26 protein-coding genes, 1 tRNA gene and 1 pseudogene are annotated in these 22,364 nt (G+C 71.1%); 17 read left to right on the top strand and 11 right to left on the bottom strand.

All coding sequences use genetic code 11. From position 1 onward, the window contains the following. Nucleotides 1–5: 5 nt before the first annotated feature. The gene (locus SNR22_RS24700; protein WP_320069032.1) at nucleotides 6–329 is read left to right on the top strand and encodes a hypothetical protein; all 324 of its coding nucleotides are present in this window, start codon (nucleotides 6–8) and stop codon (nucleotides 327–329) included. Next, entirely contained in the window at nucleotides 326–607 is a 282-nt protein-coding gene (locus SNR22_RS24695) for a hypothetical protein (RefSeq protein WP_320069031.1), read from the top strand. Before SNR22_RS24700 ends, SNR22_RS24695 begins: the two co-directional genes overlap by 4 nt. Nucleotides 608–833: 226 nt before the next feature. Here SNR22_RS24695 and SNR22_RS24690 read toward each other — a convergent pair whose 3' ends face one another. Both SNR22_RS24690 and SNR22_RS24685 read right to left on the bottom strand, forming a co-directional pair. After that, a complete protein-coding gene (locus SNR22_RS24690) occupies nucleotides 834–1,361 on the bottom strand; it encodes a kinase (protein WP_320069030.1) in 528 nt (175 codons plus the stop codon). Further along, nucleotides 1,358–2,215 (bottom strand): GntR family transcriptional regulator, encoded by an 858-nt coding sequence (locus SNR22_RS24685; protein WP_320069029.1) that lies wholly within the window; start codon nucleotides 2,213–2,215, stop codon nucleotides 1,358–1,360. Before SNR22_RS24685 ends, SNR22_RS24690 begins: the two co-directional genes overlap by 4 nt. A gap of 209 nt (nucleotides 2,216–2,424) precedes the next feature. Between SNR22_RS24685 and SNR22_RS24680 the strand changes: the two genes are divergently transcribed. The 12 genes from SNR22_RS24680 (at nucleotide 2,425) to SNR22_RS24625 (ending at nucleotide 12,009) form a co-directional block, all read left to right on the top strand. Continuing rightward, entirely contained in the window at nucleotides 2,425–2,805 is a 381-nt protein-coding gene (locus SNR22_RS24680; protein ID WP_320069028.1) for a DUF6284 family protein, read from the top strand. Then, complete coding sequence (locus SNR22_RS24675; RefSeq protein WP_320069027.1) at nucleotides 2,805–3,179, top strand: RRQRL motif-containing zinc-binding protein; 375 nt, start codon at nucleotides 2,805–2,807, stop codon at nucleotides 3,177–3,179. Before SNR22_RS24680 ends, SNR22_RS24675 begins: the two co-directional genes overlap by 1 nt. Next, nucleotides 3,176–3,844, top strand: coding sequence for an NUDIX domain-containing protein (locus SNR22_RS24670; RefSeq protein WP_320069026.1), 669 nt, complete (start codon nucleotides 3,176–3,178; stop codon nucleotides 3,842–3,844). The genes SNR22_RS24675 and SNR22_RS24670 overlap by 4 nt, the downstream gene beginning before the upstream one ends. 16 nt (nucleotides 3,845–3,860) lie before the next feature. Next, nucleotides 3,861–4,766: an ABC transporter permease gene (locus SNR22_RS24665; RefSeq protein ID WP_320069025.1), complete on the top strand. Its 906-nt coding sequence runs from the start codon at nucleotides 3,861–3,863 to the stop codon at nucleotides 4,764–4,766. A 92-nt stretch (nucleotides 4,767–4,858) separates the two neighbouring features. Continuing rightward, nucleotides 4,859–7,057, top strand: coding sequence for a cell division protein FtsK (locus tag SNR22_RS24660; protein ID WP_320069058.1), 2,199 nt, complete (start codon nucleotides 4,859–4,861; stop codon nucleotides 7,055–7,057). 147 nt (nucleotides 7,058–7,204) lie between these two features. Beyond that, a complete protein-coding gene (locus SNR22_RS24655; RefSeq protein ID WP_320069024.1) occupies nucleotides 7,205–7,444 on the top strand; it encodes a hypothetical protein in 240 nt (79 codons plus the stop codon). After that, on the top strand, nucleotides 7,441–7,740 hold the full coding sequence (locus SNR22_RS24650) for a hypothetical protein (RefSeq protein WP_320069023.1): 300 nt from the start codon (nucleotides 7,441–7,443) through the stop codon (nucleotides 7,738–7,740). Before SNR22_RS24655 ends, SNR22_RS24650 begins: the two co-directional genes overlap by 4 nt. Before the next feature lie 11 nt (nucleotides 7,741–7,751). Beyond that, nucleotides 7,752–8,015 carry a hypothetical protein gene (locus SNR22_RS24645; RefSeq protein ID WP_320069022.1) on the top strand — a complete coding sequence of 88 codons (264 nt, stop codon included), beginning with the start codon at nucleotides 7,752–7,754 and terminating at the stop codon, nucleotides 8,013–8,015. Continuing rightward, nucleotides 8,008–8,898 carry a bifunctional DNA primase/polymerase gene (locus tag SNR22_RS24640; protein WP_320069021.1) on the top strand — a complete coding sequence of 297 codons (891 nt, stop codon included), beginning with the start codon at nucleotides 8,008–8,010 and terminating at the stop codon, nucleotides 8,896–8,898. Before SNR22_RS24645 ends, SNR22_RS24640 begins: the two co-directional genes overlap by 8 nt. Next, the gene (locus tag SNR22_RS24635; RefSeq protein ID WP_320069020.1) at nucleotides 8,895–10,196 is read left to right on the top strand and encodes a DUF3631 domain-containing protein; all 1,302 of its coding nucleotides are present in this window, start codon (nucleotides 8,895–8,897) and stop codon (nucleotides 10,194–10,196) included. The genes SNR22_RS24640 and SNR22_RS24635 overlap by 4 nt, the downstream gene beginning before the upstream one ends. A 233-nt stretch (nucleotides 10,197–10,429) precedes the next feature. Beyond that, complete coding sequence (locus SNR22_RS24630; RefSeq protein WP_320069019.1) at nucleotides 10,430–10,636, top strand: helix-turn-helix domain-containing protein; 207 nt, start codon at nucleotides 10,430–10,432, stop codon at nucleotides 10,634–10,636. After that, entirely contained in the window at nucleotides 10,633–12,009 is a 1,377-nt protein-coding gene (locus SNR22_RS24625; RefSeq protein WP_413775697.1) for a tyrosine-type recombinase/integrase, read from the top strand. Before SNR22_RS24630 ends, SNR22_RS24625 begins: the two co-directional genes overlap by 4 nt. A 135-nt stretch (nucleotides 12,010–12,144) precedes the next feature. On the opposite strand, the gene SNR22_RS24620 is transcribed toward SNR22_RS24625, so the two are convergent. Further along, nucleotides 12,145–12,231 (bottom strand) — tRNA-Ser (locus SNR22_RS24620). A gap of 263 nt (nucleotides 12,232–12,494) precedes the next feature. On the opposite strand from SNR22_RS24620, the gene SNR22_RS24615 reads away from it, so the two are divergent. Further along, the gene (locus tag SNR22_RS24615; RefSeq protein WP_320069018.1) at nucleotides 12,495–13,472 is read left to right on the top strand and encodes an NAD(P)H-quinone oxidoreductase; all 978 of its coding nucleotides are present in this window, start codon (nucleotides 12,495–12,497) and stop codon (nucleotides 13,470–13,472) included. Here the strand turns inward: SNR22_RS24615 and soxR are convergent. Beyond that, a complete protein-coding gene (gene soxR / locus SNR22_RS24610) occupies nucleotides 13,459–13,944 on the bottom strand; it encodes a redox-sensitive transcriptional activator SoxR (protein WP_320069017.1) in 486 nt (161 codons plus the stop codon). The two genes, SNR22_RS24615 and soxR, sit on opposite strands and share 14 nt — an antisense overlap. Nucleotides 13,945–13,985: 41 nt before the next feature. Beyond that, entirely contained in the window at nucleotides 13,986–14,693 is a 708-nt protein-coding gene (locus SNR22_RS24605) for a glycosyltransferase family 2 protein (RefSeq protein WP_320069057.1), read from the bottom strand. 124 nt (nucleotides 14,694–14,817) lie between these two features. On the opposite strand from SNR22_RS24605, the gene SNR22_RS24600 reads away from it, so the two are divergent. Next, the gene (locus SNR22_RS24600) at nucleotides 14,818–17,037 is read left to right on the top strand and encodes a hypothetical protein (RefSeq protein WP_320069016.1); all 2,220 of its coding nucleotides are present in this window, start codon (nucleotides 14,818–14,820) and stop codon (nucleotides 17,035–17,037) included. A gap of 68 nt (nucleotides 17,038–17,105) precedes the next feature. Here the strand turns inward: SNR22_RS24600 and SNR22_RS24595 are convergent. The 4 genes and pseudogenes from SNR22_RS24595 to SNR22_RS24580 form a co-directional block, all read right to left on the bottom strand. Then, a pseudogene (locus SNR22_RS24595) lies at nucleotides 17,106–17,216 on the bottom strand (DNA-binding response regulator); the annotation flags it as partial. Nucleotides 17,217–17,298: 82 nt separating this feature from the next. Continuing rightward, on the bottom strand, nucleotides 17,299–17,808 hold the full coding sequence (locus tag SNR22_RS24590) for a hypothetical protein (protein ID WP_320069015.1): 510 nt from the start codon (nucleotides 17,806–17,808) through the stop codon (nucleotides 17,299–17,301). An 85-nt stretch (nucleotides 17,809–17,893) separates the two neighbouring features. Continuing rightward, complete coding sequence (locus tag SNR22_RS24585) at nucleotides 17,894–18,886, bottom strand: aminoglycoside phosphotransferase family protein (protein ID WP_320069014.1); 993 nt, start codon at nucleotides 18,884–18,886, stop codon at nucleotides 17,894–17,896. Nucleotides 18,887–18,980: 94 nt separating this feature from the next. Next, nucleotides 18,981–20,153, bottom strand: a complete 1,173-nt coding sequence (locus SNR22_RS24580; protein ID WP_320069013.1) for an acetyl-CoA C-acyltransferase — start codon at nucleotides 20,151–20,153, stop codon at nucleotides 18,981–18,983. A 104-nt stretch (nucleotides 20,154–20,257) separates the two neighbouring features. Between SNR22_RS24580 and SNR22_RS24575 the strand changes: the two genes are divergently transcribed. After that, nucleotides 20,258–20,725, top strand: coding sequence for a PH domain-containing protein (locus SNR22_RS24575; protein WP_320069012.1), 468 nt, complete (start codon nucleotides 20,258–20,260; stop codon nucleotides 20,723–20,725). Nucleotides 20,726–20,819: 94 nt separating this feature from the next. Here SNR22_RS24575 and SNR22_RS24570 read toward each other — a convergent pair whose 3' ends face one another. Together SNR22_RS24570 and SNR22_RS24565 are read right to left on the bottom strand one after the other, a co-directional pair. Next, entirely contained in the window at nucleotides 20,820–21,731 is a 912-nt protein-coding gene (locus SNR22_RS24570) for a rhomboid family intramembrane serine protease (RefSeq protein WP_320069011.1), read from the bottom strand. A 64-nt stretch (nucleotides 21,732–21,795) separates the two neighbouring features. After that, the gene (locus SNR22_RS24565; RefSeq protein WP_320069010.1) at nucleotides 21,796–22,326 is read right to left on the bottom strand and encodes a peptidylprolyl isomerase; all 531 of its coding nucleotides are present in this window, start codon (nucleotides 22,324–22,326) and stop codon (nucleotides 21,796–21,798) included. Between the last annotated feature and the right edge of the window lie 38 nt (nucleotides 22,327–22,364).

Raw genomic sequence — 22,364 nt, 5'->3', positions numbered from 1 at the left:
CCGCAATGACCGACGACATCACCCGCGAACCCCTCGCCCGAGCGGTTCTCACCGCCCTCGCCCGCACCCGAGGACCCAACGACGCCCTCGGCTCACTGGCCCGTACCGTCCTCAGCGGGGAAGCCGACCTCCGCGCCGCAGCGACCCACTCCTGGCACGGCGCCGCCCTCGACACCGCTTTCACAGAAGCGCTGACGAAGCAAGACGCCCTCACCCCCGACCAGCGGACCGAGATTCAACGCCACGCTCAACTCCTGCGCAACGCCGACCCCGCGTCGCTGAACCCGAACGACCGAGACGACGCCGAGCACCCCGAGGAGAGCCGATGAGCGTGTGGAGCCGCTGGAAGATCGCTATCCCGCTGATCGGGCTCAGCCTCCTACTGCTAGTTCCCGCCCTCTTCGGCGCCTGGGCCTGGTGGCCAGAAAACGGGCCGACCTACCGCATCCTGACCGTCGTTATCTGCCTCGTCGTCGCCGCATGCCTGGGCATCTCTGTGTCCATCGGCGTGAAACCCACCCGAGACGCGCCCTGGCTACGCATCGGACTCGTCGCCGCCGGAATCTTCGCCACCTGCGGCCTCGCCATCACTCGCGACTCCTTCTAGTTGGGTAAGCAGCAGAAGGCGGCTCAGACCGCTGTTGCCGGTGGCGACTTGCCTACTGGGCAGCGGCTGATGCTGACCAACCAGAGCGCACCGTGACATCCCTTCCGCATCACCCGCTTCATCGCTTGCCCTGTCGATCACGAGCTAGCAGCGGCGCATAGCGCTGCCGGCTGGCGCAGCCTGGGCCCTCTTGCGGGCCGTCCACGCGCACGCACGACCGATGAACTCACAGGCTCGTGACGTGATCTGAAATCAACCGAGCAGCTTGATCGGGCGGGACGGCGTTGGTGTCGATTTTCAATCCAGCGCCGGAAAGAGTTTCGGTTTCGTCCCAGGCCAGCATCCGTGCCTCAGTGTCGCCGGTTCCCCGCGCACGCACGCGCTCAAGCGCTACCGATCTAGGACACGTGAGAGCCACAACCAGCCAGCGCGATTCGGGGACTGCGTTAACTACTGCACGCACGGCCTGTGTTTGCCCCAGGTGCACCACGGGAATTCCTGTGGCAAGGTCTGCCAACAGCGTGGGTCTATCTATAAGATAGACGGCACCGTACCGGCTGTTCTCCCAGATAATCTTACCGTCCGAGCGGAGCGCATCAGCCTCAGCCTTCGTAGTCATTCGATAGCCGGCCGTGCGCCCCTCGCCGATCTTCATGCGGCGATAAAGCGTGAATCGGGAATCCAGTTTCGCTAGTTCACCCGTAATGGTGTCCTTTCCGACAGCGGGCGAACCAAAAAGGATAGTCCCTCTCACTTGCGTTCCTCTCCGTCCAAGAGTTGGGCAAGAAGCTCCTTAGCCTGCTGCTGCAAGGGGAGGCCGGAGGCGCAGTTGTCGATAAGGTGGTGCGCTGCGAGCGGTCGGAACTCGGTGTCAATGTCAGCGATGTAGTTCGGCCAGTCTGCCAACTTGGCGGCGTCGCGAGCAGCGCCACGCCTCCGCACGTAGGTATGCATCACCTCCTTGTCACAGTAGAGCCACACAAGCACCGTCCTCGCACCCATATCCGCGTACGATGCCTCGGATCTGCCAATCCATGCCGCGTTGTTGAATTCCCGAATGAACGGCGCAGTTACGATTACACTATTTCCGCACATCACATTCTCACGCGTCGCCGCCGCCAACGCCTCGTACTCGCGTGGGCGAATCTTGCTAAGGTAGTCGCTGGATTCTCGATCATTCGGGGAGTGGCCGATAAACTCAAGAGCAGCCTCAACAACCGGCCTTGTCAGCGTGTCCTTATCCAGCATGGGCCAACCCGTTTCCCGCGCGAGAATGCGACCTAGCTCGGTTTTTCCGCTGCCGGGATATCCTCCAACTAGAACAACGTTTGGCTTCCTTAGCCGTACTTCGGTTACACGCGACTGGCCGGGCGCACGAACCACGCGCTTTGATCTCGACTTGCTCTCAACAAGGCCATCCCGAGCGAGAACCTTCATCGCTTCGGAGATAGTGAACACACTCACGTTCCATTGCGCGGCTAGCTCCCGAGTCGACGGCAAGACTGCGCCGTCGCGCAGGACTCCGGATTCGATGTCATTCCGAATGTTCCGAGCAACCTGGACGTGCAACGAGTCCGATCGGTTCAGTGGAGCCGACGGGGTGGCCATCAAACACTCTCCCTAGCTGGACACGCGGCGAATCCCGCCAGCATACCAGCGACCTAACAGGTGTTAGGCGTCTCTTCCCAGCTCAGAGGCCATATCAACCCCCAACCTGACCTAACAGTTGACACGTTGACCTACCAGTTGTTAGCTTGCTCTCACCGCCGCCCCGGAACGTAAGCCCGAGGCACCCTCCGCTGTGAAGGAGCGAACTGGTGAGAAGCCGTCTGCCCTTGGTCCTTGGTGAGAGCCCGAGCACCGAGGACCTGGCCGCGATTGACCGAGAGTGGCCGCTGATCGCGGCCGAACTGGACTTGGTCGACGCTGAGATCACGATGCTCTACGCCGAGGACAACGGCGGGCCGTCCGCGTTGGACTGGCGCAGGTTGCGCCGGGCCGAGTCCCGCGTTACCCGTGCCGCCGCCGAGGTGGCCGCCCGCCCCGCGCACGTCTGCGACTTGGTGGAGGTGCGGTTGACGACGGAGTGCCGTTACGGCTGCAAGGTTCTGCGCTGTCGGAAGTGCGGCGCGGAGCAGGTGTCGCACCGGGCGGTCTACGGCTGCCCTGCCGGTCAGCGCCCGCGCCGGGCCGCCTGATGTTGCGCATCAGGGCCGCGTACTGGGACCCGGAGGGGGATCGGTACGGCATGCCGACGGTTTGGTGGAGGGGTGCCCCCGCCGGCTACGCCACCCGCCGTCAACTGCGCGCGGCCGGGTTGTGCCCCGGTCGGCAGCCGATCGCCGCTCAGGTGCTCTGGCGTGGCGTGGGCGGTACCCGTGCCGCATACCTGCACCGGGTCGACCTGGCCCAGCCGAAGCGCACCGCCACCCCCGCCCAGCTCCGCGCGATCGGCAAGGCGCTGACCGCTCGCCGCACCTGCCCCACCTGCGGCTCACTCCGCCCCTACTACATCCCGCGCTCGCTCGGTGAGTGCCTGACCTGCGCGTACCCGATGGAGGTTGCGGCATGATCCCCCGCGTCTACACCGACCCGAGCGTCCTGGCCGGCATCGCGGCCGGCGCCACGTGGGCCGATCCGGAGATGGACCCGACCCGCATCGACTGGCCCGCCCGGCAGGCCGCCGCCGCGATCCCGTTCCCGGTGATCGACGGCCGCCCGGTCAACCCGTGCGAGTCGACCGGCGTCCGCCACGGCCGCAACCTGCTCGGCCACTGGGGCGAGCAGGTCTGCGCCGACGCCATCGTCACGGCCGGTGACGCGCACGGTTGCCGCTGGCTGTTGCTGGTGGAGCGTGGCGACGGCAACGGGTGGGCGCTGCCCGGCGGGTACGTCGACCCCGGCGAGGACTTCACCGACGCCGCCGTCCGCGAGCTGGTCGAGGAAACCGGGCTGGTCGTGGACCGCGCCCAGGACCACTACGTCACCATGCCGGCCCGGTACGTGCCGGACCCTCGCGCGTCGGATGAGGCGTGGATGGTGACCGTTCCGACCCGCTTCGACCTGGGCAGCGGCTTCTACCTGCTCCCCGAGGTGGCTGGCCGCGACGACGCCCGTCGTGCCGCGTGGGTACCCGCCGCCGGCTACGCCGACCTGATCGGCCACCTGGCGCGCGTCTACGGAGGCGCCGTGTTCCGCGCTCACCGCGCTTTGCTCGCTGACGTCCTTAACGGCTGACCGGAGGTCACCTGTCATGACTGCCCCGACCATCAACGGCACCCGCTACCCGCAGTCCGTCGACGCCCTGTTGCCGGCCGCCCGCGACCTGGCCCTACCCACCGGCCAGCAGCTCCCCTCCCGTAACCGGCTCATGCGTGAGTTCCGCATCGGCGCGTCCAAGGCTGACGACATCCTCGCCCGCCTCAAGACCGAGCACGACGGCCGTACCCGCGCCGAGACGCTGCGCAAAGCCCTGATCCTGCGCGGCTCGCTGCTGACCCCCGAGGCGGACGCCGTCGACCCGGCCGGGCCCCGGCTGGACTACGCCGAGCCGATCGGCCCGGACCCCGTCCCGAGTCCGGTCACGCCCGAGTCCGCCCCGGTGGTCGACCCGACCCCGGCCGCCCCGGCGGAGATCACGACGGCCGAGCAGGACGGGCAGGTCACGTTGGTCAGTCACCCGGACACGCCCACCACGCCCACCACGCCCGCCCCGGCCGCGTCGGCCGCGTCGGTCCGGTCGGCGGTGGCCTGGCCGGTGGTGTTGCTGGCCCTGCCCGCGTTCGTCGCGATCTGGTCCGGGTGGGTGGGACTCGGCGGACTCACCGGGTTCGGCATCGTGCACCCGCTGCCCGGCATCGCCGACGGGTTCTCCATCAACTCGGCGATCACCCTGCCGATCGGCGTCGAGACCTACGGCGCGTACGCCCTCTACGTGTGGCTCTCCGGCCGGGTACCGGACACCGCCCGCCGGTTCGCCAAGTGGTCCGCGCTCGGATCCCTCGCCGTCGGCGCACTCGGCCAGGTCGCCTACCACCTACTCGAAGCCGCCGGAATCACCTCAGCCCCGTGGTGGATCACCACCGCCGTGGCGTGTCTCCCGGTCGCCGTGCTGGGCATGGGCGCCGCCCTGGCGCACCTCGTCCGCGTCCACGACTAGCTACGCCCGGCGGCGCGGCCCATCGGCCTGGAAACCAGTGCCGCGCCGCCGGCCCTCCCCCGACCATCAACTGATCAGACGGAGGAACACCCATCATGAACCCCCGAGACGATGACCGTTTCGACTGGCGGGCCGCCGAGCACGATGTGACCGGAGATGCCCCCGCCGCCGACGTGGTTGACCTGGACGCCGCCCGCGCCGCCCGCACCACCGCCGACCCCGACCCCGACGGCGACGGCGACGGCGACGGCGGGCCGGCGCTGGTCGACTCCCCGAACGCGCAACGGTCCCCACGGTTCACCCTCGACGGCGTCCGCGCCGGGCAACGTCGCCCGATCCTGCCCGCCTGGTTGCGTTCCCGCGCCGAGCTGGTCGACGTGATGCGGTGGGCGGTGGGGCACCTCCTGCACTCCAGCGCCTACCACTCGCTGCGGCTGCCGAAGTACGCCGGCAAGCTCGCCTTGCGCACCCCGGCCGGCGCGGCCCGGCTGGTGTCCGGTGCGGTCCGGTGGGCGTTCGACTGGGAAGGCGAGCAGATGCGCCAGTCGACCTCGCAAACCCGCGACGGTGACCTGTACCTGAAGCTGTCGAAGCAGCGTGACCGGCGCGTGCGGTGGCGGGGCATCGTGGTCACGTTCACCCTCGCGGTCACCCTGGCCGGTGGCGTCGCCGTGGCCCTGGCCCCGCCGTGGGCGCGGTGGGCGGTGCTGGCCCTGCTGGTCACCTTGTGCGGGATGCTCGGTCAGCCGGCCGATAAGCCGTTGCTCGACACCGCCGTGGTCATCCCCCGCGTGGCCCGGCTCACCTCGGATGTGGTGGTGCGCGCCCTGGCCGTGCTCGGCATCTCCGGCATCACCCAAGCCATCGCCAAGCAGGGCACCCGCGCCATCGCGTTCACCGCTCCGATCACCCGGGACGGCCCCGGATGGCGGGCCGACATCGACCTACCCCCGGGCGTCACCGCCGGAGACGTGATCGAGCGCCGCGACCGGCTCGCCGCCGGCCTCACCCGCCCCCTGGGCTGTGTGTGGCCGGAAGGACAGCCCGAGGTGCACCCCGGCCGGCTACTGCTGTGGGTGGGCGATCAGGACATGGCCGCCACCCCGCCGAAGCCGTGGCCGCTACTCAAGGCGGCTGGTGGGTTCGACCTGGGCAGGCCGGTGCCGTTCGGCACCGACCCGCGCGGCCGGATCATCTCCTTCGAACTCCCGTACACGAACCTGCTCATCGGGTCGATTCCCGGCTACGGCAAGACCGCCGCCACCCAAGTGCCCATGCTCGCCGCCGCCCTCGACCCGTACGCGGAACTGTGGTGCTTCGACTTCAAGGGCACCGGCGGCTTGGACCCCCTGGAGAAGGTGTCGGCGCGGTACGCGTCCGGGCAGGACGACGACACCGCCGAAGAAGGGCTGTTGGCGTTGCGGGAGCTGCGCAAGGAATGCCAGCGACGGGCAGCCGTCATCAAGGGACTCCCCAAGGCGGTGTGCCCGGACAACAAGGTCACCCCCGAACTGGCCCGCCGCCGCACGCTCGGCCTGCACTGGCTCGTCGTCGCCCTCGACGAAGTGCAGGAACTGTTCTCGCACCCGGAGTTCGGCAAGGAAGCCGGCGAACTGGCGGAGAAGATCATCAAGCTCGGCCGCGCCCTGGGCGTCATCCTCGTCTTGGCCACCCAACGACCCGACGCCAAGAGCCTGCCCACCGGGGTCAGCGCGAACGCCGGTACCCGGTTCTGCCTACGCGTCATGGGACAGATCGAAAACGACATGATCCTCGGCACCTCGGCGTACAAGAACGGCATCCGGGCGACCATGTTCGCCAAGAAGGACAAGGGCGTCGGCTACCTCGTCGGCGCCGCCGACGACGCACAGATCGTCCGCACCTTCTACGTCGACGGCCCCACGGCCGAGAAGGTCACCGACCGGGCGCGCGCCCTGCGGGAAGCCGCCGGGACGCTCACCGGCCACGCCATCGGCCAGGCCGCGGCGACCCCGGCCGCCCGCCGGGACACCCTGCTCGACGACATCCTCACCGTCGTCCCCGCGACCGAGGGCAAGGTGTGGGCGGAGACGCTGACCGAGCGCCTGGCCGAGCTGAGCCCCGACGCGTACGGCGACCTGACCCGTGACCAACTCACGGCGGCGCTCAAGCCGTACGGGATCACCACGGGGCAGGTGTGGGGCACCGACCCAATCACCGGCAAGGGCGCGAACCGGCGCGGCATCGACCGGGCCGACATCGCGAATGCGGTTGCGGAGCGTCACAAGCGGCGCGGGAACAAAGCCGCCTAACCCGGACGGCCTGTGGTGGCTAGGTCTAGCGGCACCCCCCGCTAGACCTAGCACCCCCGCTAGCAACCCACCCCAACCCTGATCAGCGCCCTAGTTCCTAGCGGCGTGAGCCCTTTGCACCCTGAAATCGGCCTGTGGAGGCAATCCGTGACCCTCACCTTGCTGCTCGCTAGCCTCGCCGCCCTCATCTACGCAGCGTCATACCTGGCCATGTGCGCCGTGTCCCCGTGGGGACGCTGCCGACGCTGCCAGGGCCGGCGCTCGCACCGCACCGCCATCGGCACCCGACGCGATTGCCCCCGCTGCGACGGCACCGGCATCCGTGTTCGCATCGGCCGCCGGCTCCTCGACTACGTCCGCGCCGAGCACCGGGCAGGCAACCAGTGACCGCCCGCCCCGGCCGGCACGGTCACACCACCTGGTGCGCCCGCGACCACCGCTGCAACCTCGGCGAACACCGTTCCGAGGCAATCGTGGTCGACCTGCCCGGCCACGGCCGGGCCGTCCTGACCCGGGTCGCCGCCGCCGACGGCCGCCAGCACGCCGAGATTCGGCTACGGGTCGCCCTGGCCCCCGCCGAGCCGGCCGCCCGCCGCCAGTTGGCCGGCCTGCTCGCCGACCTGCGTCACGTCGTCACCCGCGCCGCCCTCGCCGCGCGGCCCACACCCCGGCGGGCCGCGTAGTGGAGGCGTGGTTGACCGGCCTGCCGGCCGAACTCGACGCCGCCATCCGGACGTTGACCGGCGTCGCGTACGTCGCCCAGGTCAGCGACCGGCACCCGCTTACCGGCGCAGACGCCGGCCGCCACCGGGTGTTCCTGCGCCTGGCCCTCACCGCCACCGCCGACACCCCGCCGGCCCGTCTGGCACCCGCCGGCCAGGGCGGCGCGCTGATCGACCTCGACACCGCCCGCGCCACCCGCCGACCCGCCACACGGAAGGAGAACCCCGGTGCCTGACCTGCTCGCCGCCGCCCTCGACTACGCCGCGCACGGATGGCCCGTGTTCATGCTCGGCCGCTCCAAGCGCCCCGTAGCCAACTGCCGTGCATGCCCGAAGGCCGAAGAGGACCCCGGGCACGACCGAGATGCCTGCGGCTGCCTGACCTGCCACGGTTTCTACGCCGCCACCACCGACCCGCACCGGGTCGCGGGCATCGTCGCCGCCGTCCCGCGCGGGCAGCTCGCCCTGCGCACCGGCACGGCGTCCGGGGTGGTGGTGGTCGACGTCGACCCCGATCACGGCGGAGCCGACACCCTTACCGGGCTGATCGCCGCCGACCTCACCCCGCCCACCGCGCGGGTGCGCACTGGGTCGGGTGGCCTGCACCTGTACTACCGGCACCCCGGCCGGCACGTGCCGTGCAGTCAGGGCAAGCCCGGCCAGGGACTCGGCCCCGGAATCGACGTGAAGGCCGATGGCGGATACGTCGTACTCCCACCGTCGACCCACCCGCGCACCGGACGCCCCTACCAGTGGATACCCGGCCACCCCATGCAGGAGATGCCCCCCGCCCTGCTCACGGCCTGCTCACCGCCGCCGGCACCACCCACCCCGGCCGCCACCGGACCGACGCCGGTACGTGAGGCGGGGGGCATCTCCTATCCCGACCGGCTACTTGCCGTGCTGCTCGACCGGGTCACCACCGCCGCCGAAGGCACCCGCCGCACCACCCTCTACGGCGCAGCCCGAGGCGTCGCCCGCATGGTCGCCGCTGGCGCCCTCGACCCCGCCGACGCCATCACCGCCCTCACCGACGCCGGGCGCGCCGCCGCGCAGACCGACCGCGACATACGCGCCGCCATCCGGGGCGGCTTCCGAGACGAAGGAGTAGCAGCATGACCCACACCGACCCGGTCGACGGAGCCACGATCCTCGACGGCCTACACGCCGTCCTCACCAAGTACGTCATCCTGCCCAGCGCTGAGGCGGTCGACGCCGTCGTGCTGTGGATCGCCGCCACCCACGCACAGGCCGCGTGGGCGCACGCTCCCCGGCTGGTCATCCGGGCACCGGAGAAGCGCTGCGGGAAATCGCGGCTGCTCGACGTGGTCGAGGGCTGCTGCCACAACCCGCTGATCACCGTCAACGCCTCGCCGGCCGCTGTGTACCGGGCCATCGGCACCGACAACCCGCCGACCCTGCTGGTTGACGAAGCGGACACCATCTTCGGCGGGAAGAACGCCGACGCGAACGAAGATCTACGCGGCCTACTCAACGCCGGTCACCAACGCAACCGGCCCGCGATCCGGTGGGACAACAACACCCAAAGCCTGGAGAAGATCCCCACCTTCGCCATGGCCGCCCTCGCCGGCATCGGCGCGATGCCCGACACCATCGAAGACCGCGCCGTCGTCGTCCGCATGCGCCGCCGCGCCCCCGGCGAAACCGTCGCCCCCTACCGACACCGCCGCGACGGCCCCGCCCTGCGCGCCGTCGCACAGCGCCTAGCCGGGTGGCTCGGCGCGAACCTGCCCATCCTCGAAGCCGCGGAACCACCCATGCCCGTCGAAGACCGCGCCGCCGACACCTGGGAACCCCTCGTAGCCGTCGCCGACCTGGCCGGCGACACCTGGCCCGCCCGCGCCCGCCACGCCGTCACCGTCATGACCGCCGAAGCCGACGAAGCCGGCAACGTCTCCACCCGCGTGCGGCTACTCGCCGACGTACGGACCGCATTCACCGTGCTCGGCGAACCGCCCGCCACCTCCACCCACGACCTACTCGCCGCCCTCAACGGCGACGACGAAGCACCCTGGGCAGGATTCGGGCCAACCGGCCTCACCGGCAAACGACTCGGCGACCTGCTCCGCGAATTCGGCATCACCTCGACCACGATTCGCTTCCCCGTCGGACAGGCCAAGGGCTACACCCGAGACGCCTTCACCGACGCATGGCAACGCTACTGCCCCGCCCCATCCGTACCATCCGTACCAACGTCGTTTCCGCAGGTCAGCCCCGGTACGGATTCCCCCGCTGGTACGGATCAATCCGTACCAACGACCACCCCCGGCCGCGCCCCTGGTACGGATCAATCCGTACCACGCACCCAATCCGTACCGCACCTGAGCAGGCAAAACGACCTTGGTACGGATGGTACGGATACCCCCCGGCTACGCGTCACCAGCCGCCGCCCATGACCGGCCACCACCCGCCGGAAACGGCCCCCTCAGCGCCCCTAAGAGCGCTTCACCCCATGCCCTACACCGGGACGGCCGAAATCTTGGCCCCACGGCGCTCTCAGCAGCCGCCCCTAAGCCCTTCTGCCGACACCACCCACCGGCTTTCCACTCCGAACGGTCAACGGCCGCACGCCGCTCACACGCTCCACCGCGCCCCCGCACCACCCCGCCCGAGGAAGGACAGCCACCGGATGACTCCCCCTCACCGCGCCCCCGCCACCGGCCAACTCCTCACCCTGGCCGAAGTCCTGGCCGAACTCGACGTACCCAAGTCGACCTTCTTCCGCTGGAAGGCGACCGGGAAGGCACCCCGAACCATCAAGTACCCGAACGGAAGCCTTCGCATCCGGCGGCGCGACCTCGACGCCTGGCTTAACGACCACGAAGAGGCAGCATGAGCAGCTACGACGTACGTATTCACGCGATCCTGAGCAACGAACTCGCCGGCAAGAAAAAGTCCTATACGGTTCGATGGAAGGTCGCCGGCAAGCCGTTCCGGAACACCTACGCCACCCGCGCGCTCGCCGAAAGCTTCCGCTCGAAACTGGTAGTCGCTCAGCGCGAAGGAACGGCTTTCGACGAGAAGATCGGGCTACCGGAGCCGATGGCCCGGGAACTAAACAGCCGGAGTTGGTATGACCTTGCTGTCGCGTTCGTGGACATGAAGTGGCCGCGTGCCGCAGCAACTCAGCGCAAGAGCATCGCCGACGCACTCACCACGGCCACGCTTGCCCTGCTCGCCACCTCGCGCCACTCACCCGACGCCGCCGAGCTTCGCCACGCCCTCTACACGTGGACCTTCAACAAGTTGCAGCGCGACCGTGACAACGGCCTACCGCCGGAGCACCTCGCGTCGGTCATCCGCTGGCTCACCGCGAACACGCTCCCGCTAACGGATGTGGCGAATCCAGCCACCACCCGAAAGGCACTCGACGCGCTCACGGTCCGGATCGACGGCCGCCCCGCCGCAGCAAACACTGTCGCAAGGAAACGGGCCGTTCTCTATAGCGCGTTGAAGTACGCCGTTGAACTTCGCTACCTCGATGCTCACCCGATGGACTTCCTTCAATGGCGAGCGCCGAAGAACACCGACCAGGTCGATCGGAAAGTGGTTGTGAATCCCGAGCAAGCCCGCTCACTGCTCTCGGCTGTACGGAATCGCGATCCGCACTTGGAAGGATTCTTCGCCTGCATGTACTTCGCCGCGCTCCGTCCTTCCGAAGTGATTCACCTACGCGCCGACGAATGCGAGCTACCCGAAACCGGGTGGGGGTGGCTCCACCTCAGCGGGTCGACGCAGCAGGTGGGCGAGGATTGGAGTGACGGCGGCACGTCGCTCGAAGACCGGGAACTGAAACACCGGGCGAAGAAGGCGACCCGCGACGTGCCGGCCTGCCCGGAACTGGTTCGCATCCTGCGGCACCACCTACGGGAGCACTGCCGGAACGCCAACGGCCGGATGTTCAACGCCGCTGGTGCCAGGATGACCCCGGTGTCGAAAAGCACCTACCTACGAGCCTGGCGGCAGGCCCGAGAAGCAACGTTGACGCCCGCGCAGCAACGGTCGCCGCTGGCGCACCGGCCGTACGACCTGCGGCATGCTGCCGTGTCGCTCTGGCTCAACGCGGGTGTGCCGGCAACGCAGGTCGCTCAGTGGGCCGGACACAGCGTGCACGTCCTGCTGAAGGTCTACGCCTCGTGCATCGACGGCCAGGACGAAGCGGCCCGGAAGCGGATCGAGGGAGCGTTGGAAACCGAGGAAGCCGGGTAGCGCCGACACGGATACGACACGACCAGCGAGACTCGCCGGCTACCAGCGGGACGAAGTGAGACCGATTCAGAAACGATGTAACGCCCCCTGACCGGCATCAGCGCTGGTCAGGGGGCGTTTTCGCTGCCCAGGGAGCGGAGGGTGTGGGATTCGAACCCACGAAGACATCGCTGCCTTACCGGTTTTCAAGACCAGCGCCATCGGCCACTAGGCGAACCCTCCCGGAACCACGCCCCGAGGGACGCGACCGCCCTCCAGTCTGCCAGAAGCCAACTGGCGGTCGAGCCACCCTCCCTCCGAGGACTTGACCGTGACTGGGCGCGGAAGGCTCCGGCTGCCGTGCTGAGCTGCGGAATCACGGCCTTCGACGATCCACAGTGACCGGATCACCGGCCGACGGCCGCCCACTCGCACCCTGACGAGGCCGGTTGGCGAAGATCCCGGCCCACGGGTGGACTCGGGGCCGGATCGGGTAAGACTGGACCATGCGCGCGATCACGATCCCGGAGCCCGGTGGACCCGACGCACTCGTCTGGGCGGAGGTACCCGATCCGGAGCCCGGCCCCGGCGAGGTGATCGTGGACGTGCGGGCCAGTGCGGTGAACCGGGCCGACCTGCTGCAACGGCAGGGGCACTATCCGCCCCCGCCGGGTGCGTCCGCGTACCCCGGGTTGGAGTGCTCCGGGGTTGTCAGCGCGATCGGCCCGGACGTGACCGGGTGGGCGGTCGGCCAGGAGGTCTGCGCGCTGCTGGCCGGCGGCGGGTACGCGGAGCGGGTGGCCGTGCCCGCCGGGCAGTTGCTGCCCGTGCCGGACGGCGTCGACCCGGTCGACGCGGCGGCGCTGCCGGAGGTGGCCTGCACGGTCTGGTCGAACGTGGTCCAGCTCGCCGGGCTGACGAGGGGCGAGACCCTGCTGGTGCATGGTGGGGGCAGCGGGATCGGCACGTTCGCCATCCAGCTCGGCACCGCGCTCGGTGCGACCGTGGTGGTGACCGCCCGGTCGGCGAAGCACGAGCGGCTGCGCGAGCTGGGCGCCGCGCACACGGTCGACTACCGCGAGCAGGACTTCGTCGAGGAGGTCCGGCGGGTTACCGGCGGCCGGGGCGCGGACGTCATCCTCGACATCATGGGTGCGGCCTACCTGGGCCGGAACGTGGCCGCGCTGGCCACCGGCGGCCGGCTGGTGGTGATCGGCATGCAGGGCGGTCGCAAGGCCGAGCTGGACCTGGGGATGTTGCTGGCCAAGCGAGCCTCGGTGGCGGCCACCGCGCTGCGGTCCCGGCCCGTGGCGGAGAAGGCCGCGATCGTCGCGGGCGTACGGGACAAGGTCTGGCCGTTGGTGTCCGCCGGGGCGGTCCGTCCGGTCATCGACCGGCGGCTGCCGATGGCCGAGGCGGCGACGGCGCACCGCCTGGTCGAGTCCAACGACCACGTCGGGAAGGTGCTGCTCACTGTCCGGTGACGCAGGGTCCGCACCCGCCGTGGGCCGGTGGCTCGGCGCGGGGCAGCAGGAGCCGCGCGCCCGGGCCCTCGCTCGACATCTTGTCCTCCGGGTTGTAGAGGGTGCAGCGCTGCAACGACAGGCAGCCGCAGCCGATGCAGCCGTCCAGGTCGTCGCGGAGCTTGGCCATCAGCCGGATCTTCTCGTCGAGCCGGGCCCGCCACGCCGTGGACAGCGCGGCCCAGTCGGTCGCCGTCGGGGTGCGGGAGGCGGGCAGCGAGTCCAGCGCGTCCCGGATCTCCTCCAGCGAGATGCCGACCTGCTGGGAGATCCGGACGAACGCCACCCGGCGCAGCTCGGTGCGGGCGTACCGACGCTGGTTGCCGCTGGTGCGTTCGGCCCGGATCAGGCCGAGGCGCTCGTAGTAACGCAGCGCCGACTGCGCGACGCCGCTGCGAGCGGCGAGCTGACCGATGGTCAGGGATTCCTGCATCACGTCGCCTTGAGTTGAAGGCCCCTTCAACGTGACGGGGGCTAGCGTTGCGGGACGGCCAGGGGGCGGCGGCGGGTGCGCTCCCGGCCGAGGATCCAGATCGCCTCGACGCCGTCCTTCCAGGTGATCTTCTTGCCCTCCTCGCGGCCCCGCGCCCGGTAGCTGATCGGCACCTCGTACGGACGGATGCGCCGGCGCAGCAGCTTGCCGGTCACCTCCGCCTCCATGCCGAAGCCCCGGGACCGGATGTCCAGGGAGCGGTAGAGGGCGACCGGCATCAGCTTGAAGCAGGTCTCCAGGTCACCGATGTACGAGTTGAACAGCACGTTGGCCGCCATGGTGACGCCCTTGTTGCCCATCACGTACCAGAAGCTGTAAGCGCTGTGGCTGCCGAAGGTGCGGTTGCCGTAGACCACCTCGGCGCGGCCGTCGAGCACCGGGGCGAGCAGCTTGGGGATGTCCTGCGGGTCGTACTCCAGGTCGGCGTCGAGGATGACCAGGTACTCGCCCTCGGCGTTGTCGACCGCCGTCTTGATGGCCGCGCCCTTGCCCGCGTTGCGCTGGTGGGTGATCAGCCGCAGCCGCGCGTCGTCGGCGCGGCTGAGGATCTCGCCGGTGTCGTCGCGACTGCCGTCGTCGACTACGACCAGCTCGATCTCGCACGGGTAGTCGACCGCCAATGCCTGCTTGAGGGCATCCGCGATGCGTTCTTCCTCGTTGTAGACCGGCATGAGGATCGAGAGCTTCACGGAAATCTCCACGGTGGCGGCATACACGTCGGCTCTAGCCTAGCTGGCAGGCCAGCGCCGCGGGGTTTGCCACCGTCGAGCGTCGCGTGCCACGCATCCAGCCGGATGGTGTTTACTTCGCGCCATGTCGGCAGCCGGCTCCCTGCTCGTGGCGGCCCCACTCGCCGCCGTCCTGTCGTTCACCGTGGCGCTGCGACCACGCGGGACCGACGTGGTCGCCCCGTTACGCCTGGCCGTGGTCCGGGCGGCGGTGGTCACCGGCGCCTTCGCGGTGCTGACGGTGGAGCTGCTCGGAGCGCTGCGCCTACTCACCCTGCCTGCCTTCGCCGTCGCCTGGCTGCTCCTGCTCGCCGTCGCGGCCGGGGCCGTCTGGCTGCGGCGCCACCGCAACGGCGGGCGGGGTCCGGCCGCCGCCGCCCGCGCCGCCCGGGCGGGGCTGGCCGACCGGTGGCGTACGGCGGGACGGGGCGAGCGGCTGCTGATCGGCACGGTCGGCGGGCTGGTCCTGGTGGAGTTGCTGATCGCGCTGCTGGCCGAGCCCAACAACTTCGACTCGCAGACCTATCACCTGCCGAAGGTGGAGCACTGGGTGGCCCAGGGTGACCTGGACTTCTGGCCCACCATGATCCACCGACAGGTGACCATCCCGCCCGGCGCGGAATACCTGCTGCTGCACCTGCGGCTCTTCACCGGGGGCGACTCTTCGCACAACCTGGTTCAGTGGGCGGCCGGGGTGGGCTGCCTGCTGGTCGCCGCCCGGATCACCGCCCAACTCGGCGGAGGGCGGCGGGCCCAGTTGCTCACCGCGTTCGTGCTGGCCAGCACCCCGATGGTGGCGCTCCAGGCGACCAGCACCCAGACCGACCTGGTCTGCGCCGCCTGGGTGGCCTGTGTGGCGACGCTGGCGCTGGACGGGCTGCGCCGCCGGGCGGGGATCGGCACACTGCTGCTGTTGGGCGCGGCGACCGGGCTGACCGCGGTCACGAAGACCAGCGGGCTGATCGGGGCCGGCCCGCTGCTGCTGCTCTGGGGGATCGGTCAGCTCCGACTGGCATACCTCGGCGGTCCGCCGCAGGTCGACGGCGCACGGCCCGGCCCGGTCGACGGGGGCAATCCCGGCCGGCGGGTGCTCGTCGGGGCGGGGGTGCCCGACGCCGCGGGGGTCGCGGGGGTCGTCGAGGGCGGGGGCCGTGCGGCGGCAGCGACCGTGGCGGCCGGTCCGGCGTACCCCGCCGGTGGCGTCCAGCGGCACGCGACGGCTGGCCCGTCCCGGGTGACCGGGATGGCCCGGACCGCGGCCGGGTCGATGCTGGTGCTGCTGGTGGCCCTGATCGTGGTCGGGCCGTTCCTCGCCCGGGTGCAGGCCGAGTTCGGCCACCCGCTGGGGCCGTCTCGGCTGCGCGAGTCCATCCCGATGGAACGACACGACCCGGCGTCGGTCCTGGTGAACGCCCTGCGCATCGGGCACACCGCGCTGGACACACCGCTCGCGCCGGTCCGCGCCGGCTCGGCCGAGGTGATCATGGAAGGGGCCCGGGCGATCGGGGTGGACCCCCAGGACCGGGCCATCACCTTCGGCCGGGAGGTCTTCCCGGTGCCCGCCTGGTATCCGGACGAGGACCGGGTGGCCTTCCCGCTGGCCGGCGCGCTGGCGCTGGTCGGCGCAGTGCTGGCGATGGCCCGTCCGGCCCGGATGAGCCCGGCCGTGGCCGGCACGCTGCGCGCGTACGCCGTCGTGGCGGTCACGGCCGTCGTGCTGCACACGGCGATGATCAAGTGGCAGCCGTGGGGGAACCGGCTGCTGCTCTACGCCCTGGTGCTGGCGGCCCCGCTGGCCGGCCTCTGGCTGGACTCGCTCCTGCGCCGCCGCGCCCCGGGCCGGCGGTCGGTGGCGGCGGGCCTGGCGGTCACGGTGCTGGCCACCTCCGCGCTGGCCGGGGTGCTCGCCCTGTCGTACGGCTTCCCGCGCCGGCTGGTCGGCACCGGTTCGGTCTTCACCACCTCGGAGTGGGACACCCGCTTCCTACGCCGGCCACAGTGGGCCGAGGAGTTCCGCTGGGCGACCGACGCGGTGCGGGCGTCCGGCGCCCGGCGGGTCGGGTTGGTGCAGCAGAACGACAACTGGGAGTACCCCTGGTGGCTGCTGCTGCGCGATCCCGACGGACGCCCGCCCGAGCTGGTGGCGCTGGAGTCGGTGCTGCCGGACCGTCCGCCGGCCGAGCCCGCCTCGACCGACGCGATCGTCTGCACCGGCAACCGGGCGGCGTGCCTGGAACTCGTGCCAGCCGGCTGGCCGCTCTCCTGGCGGGGCTACGTCGGCTATGCCCTCCCGCCCGGCCGCTGAGCCCCGATCCCCGGCGGCGGACAGCCGCCGGGCGAGGGCTCAGCCAACGACGGCGTACCCGACGCCCCGGGCGTCCGGTCGCCGGCGTCGCGCAGCCGCCGGCAGATCTCGGTGCCGGCCAGGCCGGGCAGGGCGACGTCGAGAACGCAGGCCACCGGGACGAGCCCGCGCTGCGCTGCGTCGACATTTCACCGGCCCATGATTGCCGACCCACGCCCGACCGGGGTGCCGGGCAATGTTCGCACCAGGTGAGGAAGCCGGTCAGTGGACCACCACGGGCCGTAGTGCGGTGGGGCGGACGGCGGCCGGGACGTCGCCGATGGTGGCCACGAGCCGCTCCCGGGCCGGCCGCAGCCGGGTCCGGAACGAGTGGTGCAGCAGGGCGTCGAGCTGCCACACCTGCCCGGGGTTCGAAAGCCGGATGAGGAATCGCTCCCGGACGCCGTCGATGGCGGTGGCTGCCAACTCCACCGCGGGCCCCCGAGGGTCGGGGCTCCAGGTGACGTCGCTGAGCTCGCGCAGGTCGGCGTTGAGATGCAGGCGCAGGCGGCGCAGCACCCGGGTCTGCCGGGTGACGACGAGTCGCCGGTGGGTCAGCAGCAGCAGGCACTCGCCGACCGGACGCCGCAGCCGGCTGCACCGGGTCACCAGGATGGTGGCGTCGCCGGCACCGACGCAGCGGCGGAAGATCGGCATGTGCCGGCTGACGCCCCGCACCGCCAGCCCGCTGTCGGCGGCCGCAGGCAGGAACGTTCGGGAGAAGACGTCCATGACCTACTCAACGACGTCGGGCGGTTACGTGATGTGGGCCACGGCCACCAATCGGCCGTCGGCCGCCAGGTCAGGGGACCGCCGCCTACAGCTTGTCCGGCTCGAACAGCTCGGCGAGCCAGCCGGGCACCGCCTCGGCGTACTCCGCTCGTGCGGGGTCGGGGGTGGACAGCGCGCGTCGCCAGGACAGTGACCGGCTCACCTTGGCCACGGTGACCGCCAGGCCGGCCGCCTCCCGCAGCTCGGCCCGGTCGTGCCGGTCGGCCCAGACGTCGAGGTACGCGTCCCGCAGCCGGACCAGCACCGGGTCGCCGGCCGGCAACGCGAAGGAGTCCGCCACCGAGTTCAGCGTGACCAGGAGGGTGCCGAAGGGGTGGGCCACCGAGGCGTCCCCCCAGTCGAAGACGCGGTGGTCGGCCGCGAAGACGTTGCCGTCGTGCAGGTCGTCGTGCTGCACACCGGCCGGGACCCCGAACGAGGCGAGCCGTCGACAGCGCGCCTCGAACTCCGGCAGGAACGCCCGTAGCCGCTCGTACACCTGCGGGCCCAGGCCGCCCGGGACGCCGACGCGGATGGCCTCCCGGTCGTCGAGCAGCTCGGCGAGCAGGCCCGGCATCACCTCCGGGCGGTGATCCGGCACACCGAGGGCCAGCAACTCCCCGGCCCGGGGCGCGGTCGCGCGCTGGAGCGCGGCGTACCCGGTCAGGACGCGTTCCCAGACGGCCGGGTCACGCTCGCGGGCGAACGCGTCACGCAGGGTCTCGCCGCCGTCGGGCAGCAGCGCCCAGCCCCGGCCGGCGTCCACGGCCACCGGCTCGGGAACGCGGCCGGGGGCGAGGTGGGCCAGCGCGTCGAGCAGCCCCGCCTCGAAGCGGGTGCCGGCGTTGTTGGCCTTGAACCAGTACGCCCCGGCATCGGTGGGCAGCCGCCAGACCAGCGACCAGGGCCGGACCCGGGCCTGGACCGGGCCGGTGATCCGGTGGCCGGCCCGGTCCAGGTGGTCGCCGACCCAGGCCTGGGCCAGGTCCCGCCACCGCTGGTCGGACCAGTTGGCGGGCGGGGTCGAGAGATCGCTCACGGTCCGAAGAGTAGAAGCCGTGCCGGTGCGGGGCGAGGAGTTTTCCGCCCCGGGACCGGGCCGAGAGGTTCTCCGCCCCGGCACCGGGCGCGGGTCAGAGCAGCTCCACGATCGTGGCGTTGGCCATGCCGCCGCCCTCGCACATGGTCTGCAGGCCGTAGCGGATGCCGTTGTCCCGCATATGCGCAAGCATGGTGGTCATGATCCGGGCCCCGGACGCGCCGAGCGGGTGGCCCAGGGCGATCGCCCCGCCGCGCGGGTTGAGCCGCTCCGGGTCGGCCTCCGTCTCGGCCAGCCAGGCCAGCGGCACCGAGGCGAACGCCTCGTTCACCTCGTACACCCCGATCTCCTCGATGCCCAGCCCCGCGCGGCGCAGCGCCTTCGCGGTGGCGGGGATGGGGGCGGTGAGCATGGTGACCGGGTCGTCGGCGGCGACCACGGCGGTGTGCACCCGGGCCAGCGGGCGCAGGCCGTGCCGGCCGGCCCACTCGGAGGTGGTGACGGCGAGCGCGGCCGCGCCGTCGGAGATCTGCGACGCCGAGCCGGCGGTGACCACGCCGTCGGCCCGGAAGGGAGTCTTCAGCTCGCCGAGTTTCGCCAACGAGGTGTCCCGGCGGATGCCCTCGTCGGCGGCGAACTTGCCGCCGTCGGGCAGCACCATCGGGGCCAGCTCCGGGTCGAACGCCCCGGCATCCTGGGCGACGGCCGCCTTCTCGTGACTGGCCAGGGCGAACTCGTCGAGCTGGGCCCGGGACAAGCGCCAGCGGGCGGCGATCAGCTCGGCACCGACGCCCTGGTTGAACGGCAGCGGGGAGTCCTCGGCGAAGCCCTCGACCCCCCGGTAGCGGTCGCGGATCTGGTCGCTGAACGGTGAGGCGTCGCCGACGCTGACGCCCATCGGCACCCGGGTCATCGACTCGACGCCGCCGGCCACCACCAGATCGGCCTGACCGGACGCGACGGCGGCGGCGGCGAAGTGCAGCGCCTGCTGACTCGACCCGCACTGCCGGTCCAGGGTGGTGCCGGGCACCGACTCGGGCCAGCCCGCGGCGAGGACACCGTTGCGCGCGATGTTCCACGACTGCTCGCCGACCTGGGACACGCAGCCCCAGACCACGTCGTCGACCTGCTCGGGGTCGATCCCGGTGCGCTCGGCGAGGGCGCGCAGCACGTGCGCCGAGAGGTCGACCGGATGCACCATGGCCAGGCTGCCCTTGCGCCGCCCGACCGGGGTCCGCACCGCACCGACGATGACCGCGTCACTCATATTTACTCCCCGGTAACCTGACTGGCTTCGATACTACGTCCTGTCCCGACCCGACCGGCCTCGCGCGTCGGGCCGGGACTGCCCCGACAGGGCATGCTGTAGGGATGCGGCCAGAGCGGAGCCCCGAATCGTCGTCGAGCCCGGAACCGTCGTCGGCGGTACGGCAGTGGCGGGTGCCGCCCGTGCTGCCGGTGGTCAAGCTGGTCGGCGCGGCGGTGCTGGTCGGGCTCGGGCTCCTCTTCGCCGAGGGTGACCGGGTGCGACTCGTGCTGGCCGCGGTGGCGGCCGTCGGGCTGGCCGGCTGGGCGGCGCGGGACCTGCTGGCGCCGATACGGCTCGCCGTCGACCCGGCGGGCATCACGGTGCTCCGGGGCTTCGCCGGCCGGCGACGGCTCGCCTGGGGCGCGGTAGAGGCGATCACCGTCGACCGTCGAACCCGGCTCGGCCTCTCCGCCGAACTCCTCGAGATCGACGCGGGCGAGTCGCTGCACCTGTTCGGCCGTTACGACCTGGGCGCCCCGCCCGACGAGGTCGCCGAGGCGCTGCGCGCCGCCCGGGCCGAGGCGTCCTGACTCCACGGCACAGACGCCGCCGTTGCTACGGCGGCACGGCGCCGATCAGGGCACGGGCGGGACGGGTTGCGGCCGGCCCACCCGGGGACGGGGGTCAGCCGGTGAGCATCGCCGTGCGGACAACCGCGATGCCCAGCAGCGCCACCAGCACCAGCACGGTGCCGGCACCCTGGATCAGCCCGCGCCGGGACCTGGGCGCGTACGCCAGCAACAGCGCCACCATCGCGCCGGTCACCAGCCCGCCGAGGTGGCCCGGGATGGAGATGCCCGGGACGGTCAGGGTGAAGACCAGGTTGATCACCAGGATCGGGAGCACCGAGGAGATGCTCCGCCCCATCCGGCGCTCGATCACGATCAGCGCGGCGAAGAGGCCGAAGATCGCGGTGGACGCGCCGGCCGTGGCGGCGTTCTCGGCACTGAACACGTACGCGGCCACGTTCCCGCCAAGGCCGGCGACCAGGTAGAGGGCGGCGAAGCGCAGCGGCCCGAGGTTGGCCTCCAGCGACCGGCCGAGCACCCAGAGCGCCCACATGTTCAGCAGCAGGTGCACCACGCCGTAGTGCAGGAACATCGCGGTGACCAGGCGGTACCACTCGCCCTGGGCGATGCCGTGCACGCCGCCGTCGGGGAACATGGCCTGACCGAGCACCGAGCCCCAGTCGGTCAGCGGGGTGCTGCCGCCCATCAGGCCGCCGAAGCCGGAGCCGCCGGCCGCCGCGTCCCCACCCCGGTCGGAGGCGATGGAGAGCAGCATGAGCAGCACGTTCAGCCCGATGAGGGCCTTGGTGACGTAGCCGTGGCGGCCGACGGTACCGCCGCCGAAGGCGGTACGCGTCGGCCGCACGCTACGGCGTCCCTCGTTCACGCACTCGGGGCACTGGTGGCCGACCGAGGCGTCCCGCATGCAGTCCGGGCAGATCGGCCGGTCGCAGCGGGTGCACCGGACGTACGTCTCCCGGCCGGGATGCCGAAAGCAGACCGGGGTGGTCGGCGGGGACTCACTCACGGCAGCAGCCTCCCGGCTCCGGAGGGGCGCTCAGTCATGCGAGCAAAGGTACCTCGCCCCCCGGTCAGGCCGGGGTGCGCTCGATCTCGACCCGCTCGATGACGACGTCGGAGAGCGGGCGGTCGCTCGGGCCGGTCGGGGTGCTGGCGATCGAATCGATGACCTTCACGGACTCCTCGTCGGCCACCTGACCGAAGATGGTGTGCCGGTTGTTCAGGTGCGGGGTCGGCGAGACGGTGATGAAGAACTGCGAGCCGTTGGTGCCCGGCCCGGCGTTCGCCATCGCGAGCAGGTACGGCCGGTCGAAGCGCAGCTCCGGGTGAAACTCGTCACCGAACTTGTAGCCCGGGCCACCCCGACCGGTGCCGGTCGGGTCACCCATCTGAATCATGAAACCGCTGATGACACGGTGCGAGATCGTGCCGTCGTAGTACGGGCCACTGCCCGGTTGACCCGTAGTCGGGTCGGTGTATTCCTTGTTGCCCTCGGCCAGGTCCACGAAGTTACGAACCGTCTTCGGAGCGTGATTGGGAAAGAGCTCCAGCCGGATCGGGCCAGCGTTGGTGTGCAAGGTGGCGTAGACAGCCTCGGCCACGGGTACTCCTCAATCGTTGGTCAGTTCCATGCGGATCC

Source organism: Micromonospora sp. RTGN7 (assembly GCF_033804645.1).
In the GTDB taxonomy this organism is placed as follows: Bacteria; Actinomycetota; Actinomycetes; order Mycobacteriales; family Micromonosporaceae; genus Micromonospora.
This window is presented reverse-complemented; position numbering and strand designations above follow the sequence as displayed.

Coding starts and splice junctions, on each gene's coding strand:
- SNR22_RS24600 (WP_320069016.1), top strand. CDS start 14,818: ATGTCGGCAGCCGGCTCCCTGCTCGTGGCGGCCCCACTCGCCGCCGTC.
- SNR22_RS24675 (WP_320069027.1), top strand. CDS start 2,805: ATGTTGCGCATCAGGGCCGCGTACTGGGACCCGGAGGGGGATCGGTAC.
- SNR22_RS24575 (WP_320069012.1), top strand. CDS start 20,258: ATGCGGCCAGAGCGGAGCCCCGAATCGTCGTCGAGCCCGGAACCGTCG.
- SNR22_RS24695 (WP_320069031.1), top strand. CDS start 326: ATGAGCGTGTGGAGCCGCTGGAAGATCGCTATCCCGCTGATCGGGCTC.
- SNR22_RS24630 (WP_320069019.1), top strand. CDS start 10,430: ATGACTCCCCCTCACCGCGCCCCCGCCACCGGCCAACTCCTCACCCTG.
- SNR22_RS24635 (WP_320069020.1), top strand. CDS start 8,895: ATGACCCACACCGACCCGGTCGACGGAGCCACGATCCTCGACGGCCTA.
- SNR22_RS24625 (WP_413775697.1), top strand. CDS start 10,633: ATGAGCAGCTACGACGTACGTATTCACGCGATCCTGAGCAACGAACTC.
- SNR22_RS24665 (WP_320069025.1), top strand. CDS start 3,861: ATGACTGCCCCGACCATCAACGGCACCCGCTACCCGCAGTCCGTCGAC.
- SNR22_RS24580 (WP_320069013.1), bottom strand. CDS start 20,153: ATGAGTGACGCGGTCATCGTCGGTGCGGTGCGGACCCCGGTCGGGCGG.
- soxR (WP_320069017.1), bottom strand. CDS start 13,944: ATGCAGGAATCCCTGACCATCGGTCAGCTCGCCGCTCGCAGCGGCGTC.
- SNR22_RS24615 (WP_320069018.1), top strand. CDS start 12,495: ATGCGCGCGATCACGATCCCGGAGCCCGGTGGACCCGACGCACTCGTC.
- SNR22_RS24590 (WP_320069015.1), bottom strand. CDS start 17,808: ATGGACGTCTTCTCCCGAACGTTCCTGCCTGCGGCCGCCGACAGCGGG.
- SNR22_RS24670 (WP_320069026.1), top strand. CDS start 3,176: ATGATCCCCCGCGTCTACACCGACCCGAGCGTCCTGGCCGGCATCGCG.
- SNR22_RS24685 (WP_320069029.1), bottom strand. CDS start 2,215: ATGGCCACCCCGTCGGCTCCACTGAACCGATCGGACTCGTTGCACGTC.
- SNR22_RS24700 (WP_320069032.1), top strand. CDS start 6: ATGACCGACGACATCACCCGCGAACCCCTCGCCCGAGCGGTTCTCACC.